The organism is Rhizobium sp. SJZ105 (assembly GCF_007828365.1).
Taxonomy (GTDB): domain Bacteria; phylum Pseudomonadota; class Alphaproteobacteria; order Rhizobiales; family Rhizobiaceae; genus Agrobacterium; species Agrobacterium tumefaciens.
Genome location: NZ_VIUP01000002.1, coordinates 379,297 through 396,294, shown reverse-complemented (window position 1 = coordinate 396,294; position 16,998 = coordinate 379,297). Strand labels below are relative to the sequence as shown.

The window sequence follows — 16,998 nt, the reverse complement described above, 5'->3', positions numbered from 1 at the left end:
CACCTTATCATTAACGAAGGGTTTGGGAGACAGGCACCTGTGTGCCGATATTGGCCACCTGCCTCGGTTTGCGGATCCCGTTGAAGAGAAAAAGGGCAAGCGGACTACGGCGTATCGCCTGATGCAGCAGATAGGCCGTTATCGTGGTGGCGACGACGATGATGGCGAATTCCAGGATCGGCGGCAGCGAGATCAGGATGAAGAGGGTGCCGAAGGCATAAATCAGCGGGTGGTGAACCAGGTAGATGGTGAAGGAAGCGTCGGTCATTCTCCTGGCAAGCCGGCTTGGCCGGTCGAAAAAGCGGCAGGCGATGTCGATCAGCAGACGGCTTGCCGCCACGGCGGCGATTGCGGAGACGAGTACCAGCAGGGCCGAGTTCGAAAAAGGATATTCCAACCGCAGCATAACCGCTGCCGCGATCCCGGCAAACGCGATGACGCCCGTGAGGATGCCCGTCTGGCGGAAGCGGTGAAAAAGAGCCCGGTCGCGATGAAGCAAAGCCCCGATAAGGAAGAACGGTACGTAACGTGCGTAAGGGTCGGAGGCCCGTTCATAGAGAACGAGAAGGCTGTTCCCATTTTTGCCAGCAAGCAGGCCCGAACCGTAAACCGTCAGCTCCCATAAAACAGGGAAGGCGCAGAGCGCTGCGAAAAACGCGGCTGGATATTGACCCCGCATCCTGCCGAACCAGTCTCTTGCATAGGCGAGGGGCGGGCGCCCCGCCAGAAATAGCAGGCCGGCAAGCAGACCCGAATAGGCGATAAGGGCGGGTAGGAACCATAGATGCATGATCCATTGCTCACCCGGAAGCAGCAAATCCGGCAGGTTCGCGAGCAGCCGGTCGGCGGGAATATCACCTTTGGCGATACCTGCCAGTTTCAGCAGGAAAAGCTGCGATGGCCCAAGCAGGAGCACGGCCACGATGAAAGGGACGCCAAGGCGAAGGAAGCGCTGTCTGAGCCATGGCATCTTGCCCTTCCTGCCGATGACCATGGTGGAAAAATAGCCGGCCACCAGAAAAAACGAAGGCATGCGGAAGGTGACGAGCGCTGCCCCAAGCGCGGTCAGGACTGGGCTGGTCTCGAAATCCTTGATGTCCCAGGGCAAAGCATAGCTGTAGAGCAGGGAGGCGTGATAGGGTATGCCGAGCAGCATGAGGAGTGCCCGCAACGGGTCCCAATAATGCTCATAGTCTGATTTGCCCGGTTGCATTTTCCCCTCGCGTGACGAACGCGATCCCGCTTGATCCGTAACGATCAACACGACTATTGGTGGAAAACGCTAATAAACCCTTCATGCACCCGACGGGGTGGGCGGGGCCTTTTTCTTGGGCATGAGGTCAAGCACCAGTGCGCAGCCCAGAATGATGATGCCGGCACCGAACAGCTGGGGAAGCGACAGGGGTTCGTCGAGCACCAGGGCGCCAACAAGCACCGCCACAACGGTGACGGCAAATTCCACGCTGATCGCCTTCGTTGCGCCGATCGAGGAGACCAGCTTGAAATAGGTGATGTAGGTCAGGCCGCTCATGACGACCGCCTGTATCAGAAGATAACCGTAATCGACGAGATCGGGCGTTCCGGGCAAGGGCACCGCGAAAAGAAGCGGCAGGGTCATCAGGCCGCCTGTCAGGAAGGAACCGATGGTTATTTCCCAGGATCCAACCCCCTTGAGGTGCAGGCTCGCAAAATTGCTGCCATAGGCGGCACAGATGCAGGCGGCGACAGCGGCAGCACAGCCAATGACAAAGCCGGATGTGACAGGAACGGCGGGAAAACCAACGAGCAGGACGATGCCGGCAAAGCCGATGACGAGACCTGCAATACCCTGCCGCGTCAGGCGTTCCAGACCCCAAATCTGCGAGATTAGCATTGAAAAAAGCGGAATGGTCGCCACCAATATGGCTGCCATCGCAGTGCCGATCTGAGGCGTCGCGTAGGACAGGCCGATTAGTTGCCCGGCGACCGTCGTTGCGCCGACGATTGCGAAAGCGCGCCAGCTTGCGGAGAATGCAAGCTTCCGGCGTGCCGCACGCGCAATGAGAAAGAGTGCTACAGCGGTTATGAGCGAGCGAAGCGTGACTGCGCCAATCCAGCCGAAGGCTGCGACGACATGTAGAAGCAGCAGGAAAGACACGCCCCACGTAATCGCGAGAAAAATATAGGCGGCAAGATCGCGAGGGGCCATGAAAGCAGTTTCCGCAGGATGATCCGGCTCCCATATGGAAAGTGCCGATACCAGTCAACACCCCGACCAGCAGCAATGATCCTGCCCAAACAAAATCGCCCGTAACGCAGGTTACGGGCGATCGATTTCTGGCATAAAGCCCTGGCCTTTTACGCCTGTTCGTAAACGCCGTGGCAGTGCTTGTACTTCTTGCCCGAGCCGCAGGGGCACATTTCGTTGCGGCCGATACGGCCCCAGGTGGCGGGGTTGTTCGGGTCGCGGTCCTCGGCCGGTACGAAAGCGACCGGCACGCCCTGCGCCATCTCATCTTCCCCGGTGACGGGGTCGAGGTGATGCGCGGTCATTTCCGGCAGCTCAGGCTGCTGCGGTTCCTGCTGCACCAGTTCCACGCGCATCAGCTGGGCGGTGACGGCTTCACGCAGGTTGGTAAGCAGCGACTGGAACAGCTCGAAGGCTTCCGCCTTGTATTCCTGCAATGGATCGCGCTGGGCGTAACCGCGGAAACCGACGACGGACCGAAGGTGATCGAGGTTGACGATGTGTTCGCGCCACAGATGGTCGATTGTCTGAAGCACGACCGAGCGCTCGACATAGGTCATGATCTCTGGGCCGAAACGTTCCGCACGTTCAGCGGCGTATTTGTCCGCGGCCTCGGTAACGCGCTGAAGAATGTCGTCCTCGGCGATGCCTTCTTCCTTCGCCCATTCCTCCACCGGCAGGTCGAGGTTCAGGAACTGGGCGATACCGGCCTTGAGACCGGCGATATCCCACTGTTCGGCATAGGCATTTTCAGGAATATGCTTGGTGACGAGCGCTTCGATCACTTCGTGGCGCATGTCGGCTGCGGTTTCACCGATATTGTCGGATTCCATCAGCTCGAGGCGCTGCTCGAAGATGACCTTGCGCTGGTCGTTCAGCACGTCGTCATATTTCAGCAGGTTCTTGCGGGTCTCGAAGTTACGAGCTTCGACCTTCTTCTGGGCGCGTTCCAGCGCCTTGTTGATCCACGGATGGACGATGGCCTCGCCGTCCTTCAGGCCGAGCTTCTGCAGCATGCTGTCCATGCGCTCGGAACCGAAGATGCGCATCAGGTCGTCCTGAAGCGACAGATAGAATTTCGAGCGACCGGGGTCGCCCTGACGGCCGGAACGGCCACGCAGCTGGTTGTCGATACGGCGGCTTTCGTGTCGCTCGGTCGCGATGACGTAGAGACCGCCAGCGGCAAGCGCCTTTTCCTTGAGCACCTTGATCTCTGCGCGGATGGCCGCTTCCTTCGCATCACGCTCCGGACCCGGCTCCATGCCTTCCAGCTCGCGCTCCAGACGCATCTCGACGTTGCCGCCGAGCTGGATGTCCGTACCACGACCGGCCATGTTGGTGGCGATGGTGACCGCACCGGGAACACCGGCCTGCGAAACGATATAGGCTTCCTGCTCGTGGTAACGGGCGTTCAGAACCTGGAAATCGGTAAAGCCGGACTGGCGCAGCATGTGGGCCAGAAGCTCGGACTTCTCGATGGAGGTCGTGCCTACGAGAACCGGCTGACCACGATCGTGCGCCGCCTTGATCTCGGCGATGATGGCAAGGAACTTCTCTTCGCCGGTACGATAAACCTCGTCGTCCTCGTCGATACGCTGGATCGGCAGGTTGGTCGGCACCTCGATGACGTCGAGACCGTAGATGTTGCCGAACTCTTCCGCTTCCGTCGACGCCGTACCGGTCATGCCGGCAAGCTTTGCATACATGCGGAAGTAGTTCTGGAAGGTGACGGAAGACAGCGTCTGGTTTTCCGGCTGGATCTGCACCTTTTCCTTGGCTTCCAGCGCCTGGTGCTGGCCTTCGGAATAACGGCGGCCCGGCATCATGCGGCCGGTGAATTCGTCGATGATGACGATCTCGTCGTTGCGGACGATGTAGTCCTTGTCGCGGGTGAAGAGCTTGTGGGCCTTCAGCGCATTGTTGATGTGGTGAACGATGGCGACGTTTTCGATGTCGTAAAGCGATTCGCCCTTTAGCAGGCCCGCCTGCCGCAGCAGGTTTTCGAGCTTCTCGGTGCCGTCTTCGGAGAAGTTGGCCGAACGCTGCTTCTCATCGATTTCGTAATCTTCCGGCGACAGAAGCGGAATGAAGGCGTCGATGGTGTTATAGAGATCGGAGCGGTCGTCCAGCGGGCCGGAGATGATAAGCGGCGTGCGCGCCTCATCGACCAGAATGCTGTCCACTTCGTCGACGATTGCGTAGTTGTGGCCGCGCTGCACCATCTGGGCGCGATCATATTTCATGTTGTCGCGCAGATAATCGAAGCCAAGCTCGTTATTCGTGGCGTAGGTGATGTCGCAGCCATAGGCCTCGCGGCGTTGGTCGTCATCTAGCCCGTGCACGATCACACCGGTCGTCAGACCGAGGAAACGGTAGAGCTTGCTCATCGTGGCCGCGTCGCGCTGGGCGAGGTAGTCGTTGACGGTAACGACATGCACGCCCTTGCCGGCCAGCGCATTGAGGTAGACTGCAAGGGTCGCCACCAGCGTCTTGCCTTCACCGGTCTTCATTTCGGCGATGGCGCCCTGGTGCAGGATCATGGCACCGGTCAGCTGCACATCAAAGGGTCGCATGTGTAGAACACGGCGCGACGCCTCGCGGGCGACGGCAAAAGCCGGGATCAGCAGATCGTCCAGCGATTTGCCGTCCGCAAGCTGCTGGCGGAACTCCGCCGTCTTTGCCGCCAGCGCGTCGTCGGAAAGAGCCTTGGTGGCTTCCTCCAGCGCATTGATGGCTGCGATCTTGCTTTTATAGGAGCGGACGCGGCGTTCATTTGCCGAACCGAACAATTTGCGGGCTATTCCGCCGAGGCTGACCATCTTACTGGCCCTTTCTGAAATTCCGTTTTCGCAGGCGGTTTTTTCCATCACGCCGATTTCGGCAACAAATGACGGACTTCGCCCTTCAACGTATCTGGACGCGAGGTTGCGTGACAGATAAGAGGGGGGGCAAATGATGTCAACGGTTCTGCCCGTTACAGAATGGCCACAATCCGGTGTTTGGAAGTTTTTTCAGAGCCGGAAACCATGTCTGGAGCCGGCATTGTCCCCGAAAGGTTCAAAATGTTGCGCTATAATAAAATTGCGGCTGCGGTGATTGTGGCCACGCTCGGCCTCCAGTTTCCTGCCTTTGCACAGGAAGACAAGGTTGTCGCCAAGGTTGGCGATCTGGAAATCCACCAGTCCGAACTCGACCTTGCCATGGGCAATCTCGATCCGCAGCTCGCACAGCTTCCCGACGAGCAGAAAAAGGTCGCAGCCCTTTCCGGCGCGATCGACGTCAAGCTTCTCGTGAAGAATGCCAGCGCCGAAGGTCTGGAAAAGACCGAAGACTTCAAGAAGCGCATGGAGTTCATTCAGGACCGTGAGCTGCACAACGCCTATTTCCGCAAGCATGTGGTTGACGCTGTCACCAATGAAGAGGTGAAGGCGCGCTACGACAAGGAAGTCGCAGCCTTGCCGAAGGAAGAAGAAATCAAGGCAGCCCATATTCTGGTTGCAAGCGAAGACGAAGCCAAGGACGTCATCAAGCAGCTTGATGCGGGCAAGGATTTCGCAGCACTTGCCAAGGAAAAGTCGACCGACTCCAACAAGGATGATGGCGGCGATCTCGGCTGGTTCGGTAAGGGCCGCATGGTTCCGGAATTCGAAGAGGCCGCTTTCGGTCTCGAAAAGGGCGCCTACACCAAGACGCCTGTCAAGACGCAGTTCGGCTTCCACGTCATCAAGCTGGAAGACAAGCGCATCGCACCGCCGCCGGCTTTCGAGCAGGTCGAGCCGCAGGTTCGTCAGCTTGTCATGCGTGACAAGTACGTTGCCCTCATCGAGAAGGCAAAGGCTGACCAGAAGATCGAAATCATGGATGAGACGCTGAAGAAGGGCTACGACGAAGCCACGAAGGAACAGCAGGCACAGCCGCAGCAGTAATAAAACCATGTTACGGGGCGGCCACAGGCCGCCCCGCTTCATCTCAGGCACTTTCAAACCTTCCCCGTTTCCAGAATCTCAGGCGCTTTCCCATGTCCGTTGCCGTTTCCCCGCTCGCTCCGAAATCCTATCCCGACATGCCCGCGCTGCGTGGTGTTCGCATGGCGACGGCTGCCGCCGGCATCAAGTACAAGAACCGGACCGACGTTCTGTTGATGGTGTTCGACAAGCCGGCAAGCGTGGCTGGCGTTTTCACAAAATCGAAATGCCCCTCGGCCCCCGTTGATTTCTGCCGCGCCAATCTCGGCGGTGGCGTGGCGCGCGCCGTGGTGGTCAATTCCGGTAACGCAAACGCCTTTACCGGCGTCAAAGGCAAGGCCGCGACCGAATTGACGGCGAAATCCGCAGCCGCTGCAGTCGGCTGCTCTGAAAATGAAGTGTTTCTGGCATCGACCGGCGTAATCGGCGAGCCGCTTGATGCCACCAAGTTCGCCGGGGTTCTGGGCGACATGCAGGGCATGGCCGAAGCCGATTTCTGGCAGGAAGCCGCCAAGGCAATCATGACGACCGACACTTATCCCAAGGTCGCGACCCGCACGGCCGAAATCGGCGGTGTCGTGGTCACCATCAACGGTATCGCCAAGGGTGCCGGCATGATCGCGCCCGATATGGCGACGATGCTTTCTTTCGTGGTTACGGATGCCGATATTGATCCGGCCGCGCTGCAATCACTGCTTTCCGCCGGTGTCGGCCCGACCTTCAATTCCGTGACTGTTGACAGCGACACCTCCACCTCCGATACGCTGATGTTGTTTGCGACAGGTGCGGCGGCTGAGGACGGTCAGGTCAAGGTGACGCGCGCCGATGACGAGCGGCTTTCCTCCTTCCGCGCCGCCTTGAACGATCTCCTGAAAGATCTGGCCCTGCAGGTGGTTCGCGATGGCGAAGGCGCACGCAAGATGGTCGAAGTCACCGTTACCGGCGCGGAAAACGATGTCGCTGCCAAGAAGATCGCCCTTTCGATTGCCAACTCACCGCTGGTGAAGACCGCGGTTGCCGGCGAAGATGCAAATTGGGGTCGCGTCGTCATGGCTGTGGGCAAATCCGGTGAAATGGCCGACCGTGATCGCCTTGCCATCTGGTTCGGCGGCGTGCGCGTTGCCGTCAATGGCGAACGCGATCCGGATTATTCGGAAGCGGAAACCACCGCCGTGATGCGGCTGGAAGACATCCCGGTGAAGGTTGACATCGGTCTCGGTGAGGGCAAGGCCACCGTATGGACGTGCGACCTGACCAAGGAATATGTTGCGATCAACGGCGACTACCGGAGCTGACCGTTGGAGCCGAAGAGAATGCAGGACAATAAAATCGTCAATCTGCCGCTGGTTCGCCGTCTGGAAGCAGTCAGCTTTCGGGCATGGCCGGCCTCGTCGGTGATTTATGACGGTAGCTGGCAAATCCGCCTGACGGGGTCGCATCCATCCAAACGCATCAATTGCGTGGTGCCGCTCGATCCTTCCGATTATGGAAACTGCGCGGTGCGGCTGGAAAAGGCGCGCAAGCGCTTCGAGGATTTCGGCCGTCCGCTGGTGGTGCGCGAAACGACGCTGATGCCGCCGCAGCTCAAGGATTTTCTGGTAAAGGACGGCTGGTCCATGGTTGAGGAGGTCAAGGTCATGACGGCCGATCTCGCTGGCATGGAACTGCCGGAAACGCTGGTCAGCCTGCCGAGCCACGATATTGGCCGTTTTGTCGAGGCGAGCATCAAGGTCAGCGATGGCGACCCGACCCTGCGCCCGGCGATCGCTGAAATCCTCAGTTCGATCAAGCCGACCCTTGGCCTGTTCATCAACGAAGAAGCAGGGGGCAGCGCACTTGCCACCGTTATCTGCGTGCAGGATAACGATCTTGCCGGCATTCTTTCCCTCGATGTCGAGAAGTCGCAGCGGAAAAAGGGCCTCGGCACGCAGCTGCTGGCGTCAGCACTGCGCTGGGCCCGCATCAGCGGCGCCAAAAGCGCCTGGTTGCAGGTCGTCTCCACAAATGCGCCCGCGATTGCACTTTATGAAAAATTCGGCTTCACCGAGGCCTATTCCTATCGCTACTGGCGCAAGGCTGGTGAAGAATGAGCGAAGCGGGCAAAAAAATCCTGCTGGTTGCCGCCTGCGCCCTTCTCGATCAGGACGGCCGTATTCTTCTGGCGCAACGACCTGAGGGCAAGTCGCTTGCCGGCCTGTGGGAATTTCCAGGCGGCAAGGTGGAACAAGGCGAAACACCGGAGGAGACCCTTGTCCGCGAGCTGGACGAGGAGCTGGGTATCAAGACCAAGATAGCCTGCCTTGCGCCGCTGACGTTCGCCAGCCATACCTACGAGACTTTTCACCTGCTGATGCCGCTTTACGTGTGCCGTCGTTATGAAGGCATGGCCCATGGGCGCGAAGGACAGGCAATTAAATGGGTAAAGCCGCAGGCTCTGCGTGATTATCCGATGCCGCCGGCCGACGAGCCGCTCATCCCCTTCCTTCAGGATTTGCTTTAAAGCGACCTACCTGGCGGGTTCCATCCCCTCGCGCAGCCTGTTGAAAACATCCCGTAACTCCGCTTTACCGTGCCAAAACGAGGCTGTGTTAACAGATCGTTCAGCACCCTCTGGCAGATTGTTAAGCTAAAGAAGCGGTAAACTGCGCGTATGAGGTTGGCTATGAACGAGGATTTCTGGAAGACGGTGGAAGGTCGTCAGTCTTACTCCAACAAATCCCGTCGCACCGGCGTTCTTAATGTCGCGCTGCTTTTCGGGACGGCTGTGATTGCTCTTTCCTTGATAGTCACCCCCATGCTTGCCGGAAAATCATCAACGCGCGTCGCGCAGTTCTCCGACAATTACGACATGATAAGCACCGGCTCCATCAAGAAGACCGATGCCGGCAAGACCTATTCCATCCGCCGCAGCATAACCCAGCCGATGCCCGAGATGCCCTGTGTCGTGACGGGCTATAGCAGCGAGAGCGGTTGCTGATCGTTTACCATCATCGGTAACGGATTCCTCATGCCCGTGGCATAGTATAAATTCGATTTTAGCAATATATAATGCCGGTTAGCGTAATCACCGGATGGCGGATGGAGAATATCCCGTGCTGCATTGTTTTATTCGTTTCTTTAAAGACGAAAACGGCGCGACCGCAGTCGAATACGGCCTGATCGTCGGCGTTATTTCCGCCACCATCATCGGTGGCGGAGCCACCATCGGCAGCAACATCAATGCTGTATTCCAGTTCCTCGCCGATACTTTTGCCAACATCTGAGGCCTGCGCTACGCCTATCAGGAAAGCTTGACTTCGGTCGTCTTCAAGGCATCGGCAAGGCGCATTTTGGCGGAACCAGGTTTCAGCGGTTTCTGCTGGCTCTCGTGCGGTGCCCAGCCTGAGACATAGATGATGGAAAACGTGGCTCTGATCCGCCCGTCCGGATCGGAATAACGTTCGGCGTAAAGCTCCGCTGCCCGCAGGAAAAAAGCGCGATTGAGCGGTTTTCTGCTGCGGCTTGCCAGCGGATTGGCCATGCCCATGGCGCGCAGATCGCGCATCAGCGGAAAAATCGAGTCGTAACGCACCGTATAAGTTTCCGCGTCGGTGACGGGAAGCGCAAAACCGGCACGCTGCAACAGTGCGCCAACATCGCGCACATCGGCAAAGGGAATGACGCGCGGGCTGGCGCCGCCGGTCAACTCGGCTTCTGCTGTCAACAGCACGTCGCGCAGTTCCTGCAATGTGCCGCTGCCGGGAATGGCTCCGAGAAACAGCCCGTCCGGCTTTAACGCCCGCCTTATCTGGATCAACGCACCGGGGGTGTCGTTGGTGAGGTGGAGGGCAAGCGGGGAAACAATGAGATTGGCGGAGGCTTCTTCGAGCGGCAGATGCTCCATGGAGGCCACCTGCGGCAGATTCCCATCCGTCGCAAAGGAGGTATCCGTCTCGATACGGCGGATGGATTCCACCTTGCCCGTCTCAGTCACACGCCGGGCGGTGATGCCCGTCCCGCCGTGCAGTTCGATTGCGGTCTCGAAACGGCGCTCGACGATGGCGAGCCTGTCGGCAAACTCGTCGGCGGCCATGTCGAGAAGAAACAGGGCCTTGTCGTCACGCCGGTTCCACGCCCGGCGGCGATTTTGTTCGATCAGGGCCTGGTCAAAGAGAATATCCATCGTCGTGCCTGCTCGGCCTGTAGCGCCTTTGGGATCGGCGGGCCGCATCGTTGCTGTCATGCCGCTTCGGGCATTGTTTTTCCGGTCAGAGGCCGAAACATATCTCTCTCGCAAAGGCACCCGTTCGGCGCTAAAGTCAACCTCATGGGCGCTGGTGAAGATTTGTTTTCGGGATTGCTGTCGAAGTCCGCGACGGTGTCGATGGCGGCACGCAGCGTGTTGCACTCGGCCTTCCGCATGGTCTATCCTCCCACTTGCGCAGGGTGTTCCCGCATGACCGGCGGCGAGGGTGCCCTGTGTGCGGATTGCTGGCGGGATGTGGCCTTTATCGATCGGCCTTTTTGCGAGGTTCTGGGTATCCCCTTCGCCCGGGATCACGGCGCGGGTATTGTGAGCGCACAAGCCATCGCCGACCCACCGCCTTTCGACCGTTTGCGTGCTGTTGCCAGCCATGAGGGAACCGCGCGTAAACTCGTACACCGGCTGAAATATCAGGACCGGACCGATCTTGCGCGTTTCATGGCGCTGTGGATGCTGCGGGCAAGCGACGGAACGGTTGATAGCTGCGACTGTATCTTGCCGGTTCCGCTGCATCGCCACCGCTTCTGGCGTCGCCGTTTCAACCAGTCCGCTGAGCTCGCACGGCATCTGGCCAAGGCCACCGGCAAACCGCTGCTTGCCGGCACGCTGTTGCGCGTGAAGCCGACCGAGCGGCAGGTGGGGCTTTCAGCGCTTGCCCGGCAGGACAATGTGCGGGGTGCTTTTGCAATAGCGCCCGGCCGAAAAGCCGATGTTTATGGCAAGCGAGTGGTGCTGGTGGATGATGTTTATACCACTGGTGCGACGGTGGGCGCGGCAAGTCGCGTCTTGCGGAAGGCGGGTGCTACGGATGTGACCGTTTTGACCTTTGCAATGGCCATTTCCGGTCCTATATGAAGCCTGAATGAAACGAGGATATCGTGCGTTTCAGCACACGTTTGCGAGGCTTCGAAATACATGGCACCGGTAACGATCTATACACGGGATTTTTGTGGTTATTGCGCGCGCGCCAAGGCGTTGCTGGACAGCAAGGGCGTCGATTACGCCGAATATAACGCGACGACGACGCCGGAGTACCGGCAGGAAATGATCGAGAAATCCGGCGGAACGACCTTCCCGCAAATCTTCATCAACGGCCAGCATATCGGCGGTTGCGACGATCTACATGCACTGGAGCGTGCTGGCAAACTCGACGTTATGCTTGCCGCTTAATCGGCTCGATTTTCGATACGGAGGACGTGATGATTTTCAAGGCTGCCGCCATTCAGATGCGCTCGGGTGTCGATACGGTGAAAAATGCCGCCGATATGGAGCGCCTGGTACGTGTTGCTGCGGCTGCGGGCGCTGTCTATGTTCAGACGCCGGAAATGACCGGCGCTCTCCAGAAGGACAGGCAGGCGCTTCGCGCCCAGCTGCGTGACGACGATGGCGATATCATCGTTGCGACCGCCGCGCGGCTGGCACGCGAACTCGGCATCCATGTCCATGTCGGCTCGACAGCGATTGCCCGCCCGGATGGCAAGATTGCCAATCGCGGTTTTCTGTTTGCGCCTGACGGTTCGCGTATCTGCAGCTATGACAAGATCCATATGTTCGATGTCGATCTCGACAATGGCGAAAGCTGGCGCGAAAGTGCGGCTTACGAACCCGGCGCTGTCGCTCGCGTTGCTGAGCTGCCACTGGGGAAATTCGGCTTTGCGATCTGCTACGATGTGCGCTTCCCGCAGCTTTTCCGGGCGGAGGCACTCGCCGGCGCCGAGGTTCTGACGGTTCCGGCCGCCTTCACCCGCCAGACAGGGGAAGCCCACTGGGAAATTCTGCTGCGTGCCCGCGCCATTGAAAACGGCGCTTTCGTCATTGCCGCCGCACAGGCCGGCCTGCATGAGGACGGGCGGGTCACGTTCGGCCATTCCATCATCATCGACCCCTGGGGCAAGGTGCTGGCAATGGCCGGTGGCGCCGGGGAAGAGATCATTTTCGCAGAGATCGACACGTCTCTCGTGGCTGCCGCGCGCGGGAAAATCCCCAATCTGCGCAATGCCCGCGAGTTCGGACTGGACACGGTTATTCCTGCTGGAGGTGAGGCGGCGTGATCCGTTATGCGTTGGCCTGTGAAAAGGGCCATGAGTTCGAAGGCTGGTTTTCCGGAAGCGACGATTTCGACAATCAGTTGCAGCGCGGCTTCCTGTCCTGCCCGATGTGCAATTCCCCGCAGGTTTCCAAACTTCTGATGGCGCCTTCGGTCTCCACCGCCCGCAAAAAAGACGAACGCCAGACGCTCGCCATGGACGCGGCCAGAAAAGAGGCGCTCGCAAAAATCCGCGAAGCGGTCGCCAATATCCGCGCAAATGCGGAAGATGTCGGCGATAAATTTCCCGAAGAAGCCCGCAAGATCCACTATGGCGAGGCCGACGAACGCGGCATCATCGGCCACGCGTCTGCCCAGGACGCGAAGGCCCTGATTGACGAGGGCATCGAGATTGCACCGTTGCCGGTGCTGCCCGATGATGTGAATTGAGTTTCCCTATGCGGATTGCAGTCTATAACTTTGGAATACAGATTGCGTCCTATGACGATCCGCTTGTTGCAGGATTTGCACGACGCGAGCCGTTGAATTTCCTTGCCGCCGAACGTGCCGAAGGTTTTGTTGCACGATCCGGTTATGAGGGAGAATCTGATCCTGCAAGTTGGGGTGAGCAGGTATTTCCGCGGTTTTTGAAAGAAAGCGGCGCGGCCAGCGGCGTTTCCTCATTTTCTCTCTGGTGCGACATCGAATCGCTGATGGCTTACTCCTATTCCGGAGTACATGCCGAGGCATTGAAACACGGTCGAAACTGGAACGTTCCACAACAGTGGCCATCGCTCGTGCTGTGGTGGGTCGAGGCAGCGCATCAACCGCAATGGTCAGAGGCTGTCGCAAGGTTTGAACATCTGCACGACCATGGCCCATCCCCACGCGCCTTCAATTTCAAAAGGCCTTTCGGCCCCGATGGCACTCCCCTTGCAATCGACCGTGCGAAGGTTAGGGAGATTGGCGAGAGAAACGCGGCCGGGCAGCGGGACTTGCTTGTTCAGGTGCAGGCGTTTCCGGTCTGAATGCCAATTTATCCCGGTCTTTTCGCCAGCATCATGTAGTTGACTTCCATGTCCGGCGAGAGGTTCCAGCGGTCCTGCAATACGTTGTAGAAGACGCCGGTACGGTGGACGATATCCATGCCGCTGGCCACCAGCGGCCGTTCAAGCTCATCCGGGCGAACCAGCTTCTCATATTGGTGGGTGCCGCGCGGCAGCCAGCGCAATACGTTTTCGGCGGCAAAGATCGCGAGCGCGCGGGCTTTCAGCGTGCGGTTGATGGTGGCGGCGAACATCAGTCCGCCGGGACGCACCATTTTCGCGCAGGTGGTGACGAAGAGATCGACATTGGCCACATGCTCGACCACTTCCATGTTGAGGACGACGTCGAAGGTTTCGCCCGCCTCCAGCAACTGTTCGGCGGTTACGGCGCGGTAGTCGACGCTGACACCGCTTTCACGGGCGTGGGTGGAGGCAATGCCGATATTCTTTTCTGAAGGGTCGGCGCCCACCACGTCCGCGCCCATGCGCGCCACGGGTTCGGAAAGCAGGCCGCCGCCGCAGCCGATATCCAGCACACGCAGCCCTTCAAGCGGGCGGTGCGCCTTCGGGTCGCGGCCGAAATTATCGCAGATGCGGTTGCGGATATATTCAAGCCGCACCGGGTTGAATTTGTGCAGCGGCCGGAACTTGCCCGTCGGGCTCCACCATTCCGCAGCCATCGCGGAGAAGCGATCCACTTCGCTCTGGTCGACGGTCGTCTGTGCGGTTTCGCTCATGGTTCTGCTCCATATTGCTGTTGCATTGAAGTCGGATGATTGATCCCCGAAGTCAAGACCGGCGGCACATTCCGTCGGCAAATTCCCGGGTGCTTCATTGCCGCAGGTGGAACTGAAACGGGCTGCGATTTGTTTCATGCTGCGTTCATGGAACACGGCGTATTTTCCAGCCATGGCAGTATGTGGAACGCATGCTCGTCCATCGAAATCGATGGACGCCGACAAGGGCAAAGCGGGCTTTTGCTTGAGGAGAAGTAAGTGAAGAAAAAACTGTTTGGCGCAATTGCGCTGGTGGCCATGCTCGCCGCGCCGGCCCTTGCCGAAGCTGCGACTCGCGGCTTTGCCACCGCGAATGTGAATATGCGCTCCGGTCCGAGCACAGCCTATCCGGCCGTGGTCGTGATCCCGGTCGGCGCACCATTGACGGTTCATGGCTGCCTGTCCGATACGCCGTGGTGCGACGTCTCTTTCGTCAGCGGTCGTGGTTGGGTCGCCGGTCGTTACATCCAGACGACGTTCAGGCAGAACCGGGTCTACGTTGAGCCGCGTTATTACCGCGATCTCGGCGTTCCCGTGATCACCTTCGAAGCCGGTCGTTATTGGGACCGTTATTATCGTGACCGTGACTTCTACCGCGAGCGTGACCGCTGGCGTCGTCCGCCGCCATCAGGCGGTTACTGGAATGCTGCGCCTCCGCCGCCGCGCGGTGACTGGGAACGCCCGCGTCCGCGCGACGAATGGCGTGATGGCCGCCGGGATGAATGGCGCGATCCGCGTCAGGGCGGTGGACCGAATGATGGCCGCTGGGAGCGCCGTTACGGCGACTGGAACCAGGGTGACAGAAACCGGGGCGATGGAAATCAGGACAGGCCGCGTCGAGATGGTGACCGCCCGCGGTTCGAGGAAGAAAATCGCGACCGCAATCGCGATCGCCAGCCGAATCAGGACGAAGGCCAGCGTCGTCCGGAGCGCCGCCAGTGGGATGATCCACGCCGCGCGCCCGCCTCGGAAAACTTTCAGGGCGGTTGCCGGGTCGGTGATCCCGGTTGCGATCCGCGATAAACAGACAAAGCCCGGCGAGATTTCGTCGGGCTTTTCATTTGCCGGTTCATATTATCACGAGAGTACTTTTATTTCGCGGTTGCTGCCTTGCGTGCACGGGCCTTGGGTTTTGCGGGGGCTTCTGCCTCCGGCTCCGCAGCAGCGGTCTTCGGCACTGCTTTCTTGCGCTGGGCAGGCTTTGTCGCCTCCGACGTCTTCAGCAGCGAAAATTCATGCTTTGCCTGTTCCCAATGGTCCGCGTCACGGCCATGAGGATGGCCTTCCTTTTCCCAAAGTGTATAGGCCCGTTTGCTGATCCACTCTTGTTCCGAAACCTGCATGCTCGTCTCCCGTTGCTGTTGACAACGCCTTTGACAAGGCGACATTCCGCTTGGTCCGGCACACGCTCGACAGGAATCAATGCCGGCATTTCAAACTCCATTACATGCCATGATTTTCCGGGCGTCAAGCAAACATGCTGCATTGCGAAAGCGGATTTCAGGCATTTTACGCGGGTGAAAGCGGTTTGAGCGAAAGACGTTCCTGAAGGACAAGATCAACGTTGCGTGATCGCGCCCGGACCTCCAAGATGGGCTGGTGAACGGTAGCGGAGGAGGCGACCTTGGAAGTTGCAACGGAAGCGGAGACGCAGGTCGTCATCGAGAGACGGGTAGGGGCCGGTATCATCCACCTGAACCGTCCGAAAGCCATCAACAGCCTGACGCTGCCGATGGTTCGTGCCATGCTTCAGGCGCTTCACCGTTTCGAGGATGATCCTGACGTTTCCTGCGTGGTGCTGACAGGAGAAGGCGACAGGGGGCTCTGTGCGGGGGGTGACGTTCGGATCATTCACGATCTCGGCAAAGCGGGCGATCCGCAGGTGCTGGATTTCTGGCGCGAAGAGTTTCCGCTGAATTATCACATTGCCCGCTTTGGTAAACCTTATGTCGCGTTGATGGACGGCATCGTCATGGGTGGCGGCGTCGGCATTTCCGCCCATGCCAGCCACCGCATCGTCACCGAGCGGACGAAGCTTGCCATGCCGGAAACCGGTATCGGCTATTTCCCTGACGTCGGCGGTTCCTGGCTTTTGCCCAGAGCGCCGGGCGAATGTGGCACCTGGCTGGGGCTGACAGGCAATGCGGTCACTGCTGCCGATGCGATCTATGCCGGTTTTGCCGATTATTTCGTCCCTTCTGCGCGCCTTACAGATTTGGTGCAGAATCTATCACAAGCGCTCGATCCTGATGGTGTCGAGGCGGTAATCGGAACTTATGCCGTCGAAGCTGGTGAGGGGGTCCTGTCGGCACACCGTGAGATCATCGACGCGGCATTCCGTTTCGACACGGTCGAGGAGATTTTCGCAGCACTTTCGGAGCGTGACGATACGTTTTCGCGCGAGACTCTGGAAATTCTCAAAAAACGCTCCCCTACCAGTCTCAAACTAACCCTGAAGCTGCTGCGCCTGGGGCGGGAAAGCGCCAGCCTCATCGAATGCCTCGAACGGGAATTTGCCGCCGGCACGGAGATATTGCGGGGTCATGATTTTTATGAGGGCGTGCGTGCGGCCCTGGTCGACAAGGACCGCAATCCGCGCTGGCGACCGGCACAGCTGGAAGAGGTGCGTGAAGAAGACCTTCTGCCATATTTTACCAAACATTCCGGTAATCTCTTTCCCGAGCACCGCCTTTAGATTGCGCAACGCAAAAGAAA

The 16,998-nt window shown here is 59.1% G+C and carries 20 protein-coding genes; 14 read left to right on the top strand and 6 right to left on the bottom strand.

Features of this window, described 5'->3' with window-relative positions; translation table 11 throughout:
• Positions 1-10: 10 nt before the first annotated feature.
• The 3 genes from FB593_RS10985 to secA form a co-directional block, all read right to left on the bottom strand.
• Positions 11-1,213, bottom strand: coding sequence for an acyltransferase family protein (locus FB593_RS10985; RefSeq protein ID WP_111842167.1), 1,203 nt, complete (start codon positions 1,211-1,213; stop codon positions 11-13).
• 81 nt (positions 1,214-1,294) lie between these two features.
• On the bottom strand, positions 1,295-2,188 hold the full coding sequence (locus tag FB593_RS10980) for a DMT family transporter (protein WP_013761727.1): 894 nt from the start codon (positions 2,186-2,188) through the stop codon (positions 1,295-1,297).
• Between the two features lie 149 nt (positions 2,189-2,337).
• Positions 2,338-5,046: a preprotein translocase subunit SecA gene (secA, locus tag FB593_RS10975; protein ID WP_038495808.1), complete on the bottom strand. Its 2,709-nt coding sequence runs from the start codon at positions 5,044-5,046 to the stop codon at positions 2,338-2,340.
• 243 nt (positions 5,047-5,289) lie between these two features.
• Here secA and FB593_RS10970 point away from each other — a divergent pair, with 243 nt between their 5' ends.
• The 6 genes from FB593_RS10970 (at position 5,290) to FB593_RS10945 (ending at position 9,455) form a co-directional block, all read left to right on the top strand.
• Positions 5,290-6,153 carry a peptidylprolyl isomerase gene (locus tag FB593_RS10970; RefSeq protein ID WP_013761725.1) on the top strand — a complete coding sequence of 288 codons (864 nt, stop codon included), beginning with the start codon at positions 5,290-5,292 and terminating at the stop codon, positions 6,151-6,153.
• Between the two features lie 92 nt (positions 6,154-6,245).
• Positions 6,246-7,487 carry a bifunctional glutamate N-acetyltransferase/amino-acid acetyltransferase ArgJ gene (gene argJ, locus FB593_RS10965; protein ID WP_003511237.1) on the top strand — a complete coding sequence of 414 codons (1,242 nt, stop codon included), beginning with the start codon at positions 6,246-6,248 and terminating at the stop codon, positions 7,485-7,487.
• An 18-nt stretch (positions 7,488-7,505) separates the two neighbouring features.
• The gene (locus FB593_RS10960) at positions 7,506-8,282 is read left to right on the top strand and encodes a GNAT family N-acetyltransferase (RefSeq protein ID WP_013761724.1); all 777 of its coding nucleotides are present in this window, start codon (positions 7,506-7,508) and stop codon (positions 8,280-8,282) included.
• Positions 8,279-8,692, top strand: coding sequence for an 8-oxo-dGTP diphosphatase MutT (gene mutT, locus FB593_RS10955; protein WP_003511235.1), 414 nt, complete (start codon positions 8,279-8,281; stop codon positions 8,690-8,692). The genes FB593_RS10960 and mutT overlap by 4 nt, the downstream gene beginning before the upstream one ends.
• A gap of 162 nt (positions 8,693-8,854) precedes the next feature.
• The gene (locus FB593_RS10950; protein WP_003511234.1) at positions 8,855-9,169 is read left to right on the top strand and encodes a hypothetical protein; all 315 of its coding nucleotides are present in this window, start codon (positions 8,855-8,857) and stop codon (positions 9,167-9,169) included.
• A gap of 94 nt (positions 9,170-9,263) precedes the next feature.
• Positions 9,264-9,455: a Flp family type IVb pilin gene (locus tag FB593_RS10945; protein WP_153793397.1), complete on the top strand. Its 192-nt coding sequence runs from the start codon at positions 9,264-9,266 to the stop codon at positions 9,453-9,455.
• A 17-nt stretch (positions 9,456-9,472) separates the two neighbouring features.
• On the opposite strand, the gene FB593_RS10940 is transcribed toward FB593_RS10945, so the two are convergent.
• Positions 9,473-10,354, bottom strand: coding sequence for a methyltransferase domain-containing protein (locus FB593_RS10940; protein ID WP_065704534.1), 882 nt, complete (start codon positions 10,352-10,354; stop codon positions 9,473-9,475).
• A gap of 201 nt (positions 10,355-10,555) precedes the next feature.
• On the opposite strand from FB593_RS10940, the gene FB593_RS10935 reads away from it, so the two are divergent.
• From FB593_RS10935 to FB593_RS10915, 5 genes are read left to right on the top strand one after another with little or no spacing between them, the layout of a single operon-like run.
• Entirely contained in the window at positions 10,556-11,290 is a 735-nt protein-coding gene (locus FB593_RS10935; RefSeq protein ID WP_414896259.1) for a ComF family protein, read from the top strand.
• Positions 11,291-11,350: 60 nt separating this feature from the next.
• Positions 11,351-11,605, top strand: a complete 255-nt coding sequence (gene grxC / locus FB593_RS10930) for a glutaredoxin 3 (protein WP_003511229.1) — start codon at positions 11,351-11,353, stop codon at positions 11,603-11,605.
• 29 nt (positions 11,606-11,634) lie between these two features.
• Positions 11,635-12,486 carry a carbon-nitrogen hydrolase family protein gene (locus tag FB593_RS10925; RefSeq protein WP_003511228.1) on the top strand — a complete coding sequence of 284 codons (852 nt, stop codon included), beginning with the start codon at positions 11,635-11,637 and terminating at the stop codon, positions 12,484-12,486.
• Positions 12,483-12,911 (top strand): DUF1178 family protein, encoded by a 429-nt coding sequence (locus FB593_RS10920; protein WP_065704342.1) that lies wholly within the window; start codon positions 12,483-12,485, stop codon positions 12,909-12,911. Before FB593_RS10925 ends, FB593_RS10920 begins: the two co-directional genes overlap by 4 nt.
• A gap of 8 nt (positions 12,912-12,919) precedes the next feature.
• Entirely contained in the window at positions 12,920-13,489 is a 570-nt protein-coding gene (locus tag FB593_RS10915; protein WP_111842164.1) for a DUF3291 domain-containing protein, read from the top strand.
• A gap of 8 nt (positions 13,490-13,497) precedes the next feature.
• Here FB593_RS10915 and ubiG read toward each other — a convergent pair whose 3' ends face one another.
• Positions 13,498-14,244, bottom strand: a complete 747-nt coding sequence (gene ubiG / locus FB593_RS10910) for a bifunctional 2-polyprenyl-6-hydroxyphenol methylase/3-demethylubiquinol 3-O-methyltransferase UbiG (protein ID WP_111842212.1) — start codon at positions 14,242-14,244, stop codon at positions 13,498-13,500.
• Positions 14,245-14,283: 39 nt separating this feature from the next.
• On the opposite strand from ubiG, the gene FB593_RS10905 reads away from it, so the two are divergent.
• Both FB593_RS10905 and FB593_RS10900 read left to right on the top strand, forming a co-directional pair.
• The gene (locus FB593_RS10905; RefSeq protein WP_139104343.1) at positions 14,284-14,502 is read left to right on the top strand and encodes a hypothetical protein; all 219 of its coding nucleotides are present in this window, start codon (positions 14,284-14,286) and stop codon (positions 14,500-14,502) included.
• The gene (locus FB593_RS10900) at positions 14,503-15,306 is read left to right on the top strand and encodes an SH3 domain-containing protein (protein WP_003511225.1); all 804 of its coding nucleotides are present in this window, start codon (positions 14,503-14,505) and stop codon (positions 15,304-15,306) included. It begins immediately after the preceding gene.
• 68 nt (positions 15,307-15,374) lie between these two features.
• Here the strand turns inward: FB593_RS10900 and FB593_RS10895 are convergent, their stop codons facing one another.
• Positions 15,375-15,626 carry a DUF2934 domain-containing protein gene (locus tag FB593_RS10895; RefSeq protein WP_065687836.1) on the bottom strand — a complete coding sequence of 84 codons (252 nt, stop codon included), beginning with the start codon at positions 15,624-15,626 and terminating at the stop codon, positions 15,375-15,377.
• Between the two features lie 281 nt (positions 15,627-15,907).
• On the opposite strand from FB593_RS10895, the gene FB593_RS10890 reads away from it, so the two are divergent.
• Entirely contained in the window at positions 15,908-16,978 is a 1,071-nt protein-coding gene (locus FB593_RS10890; protein ID WP_065687835.1) for an enoyl-CoA hydratase/isomerase family protein, read from the top strand.
• The last annotated feature ends 20 nt before the right edge of the window (positions 16,979-16,998 follow it).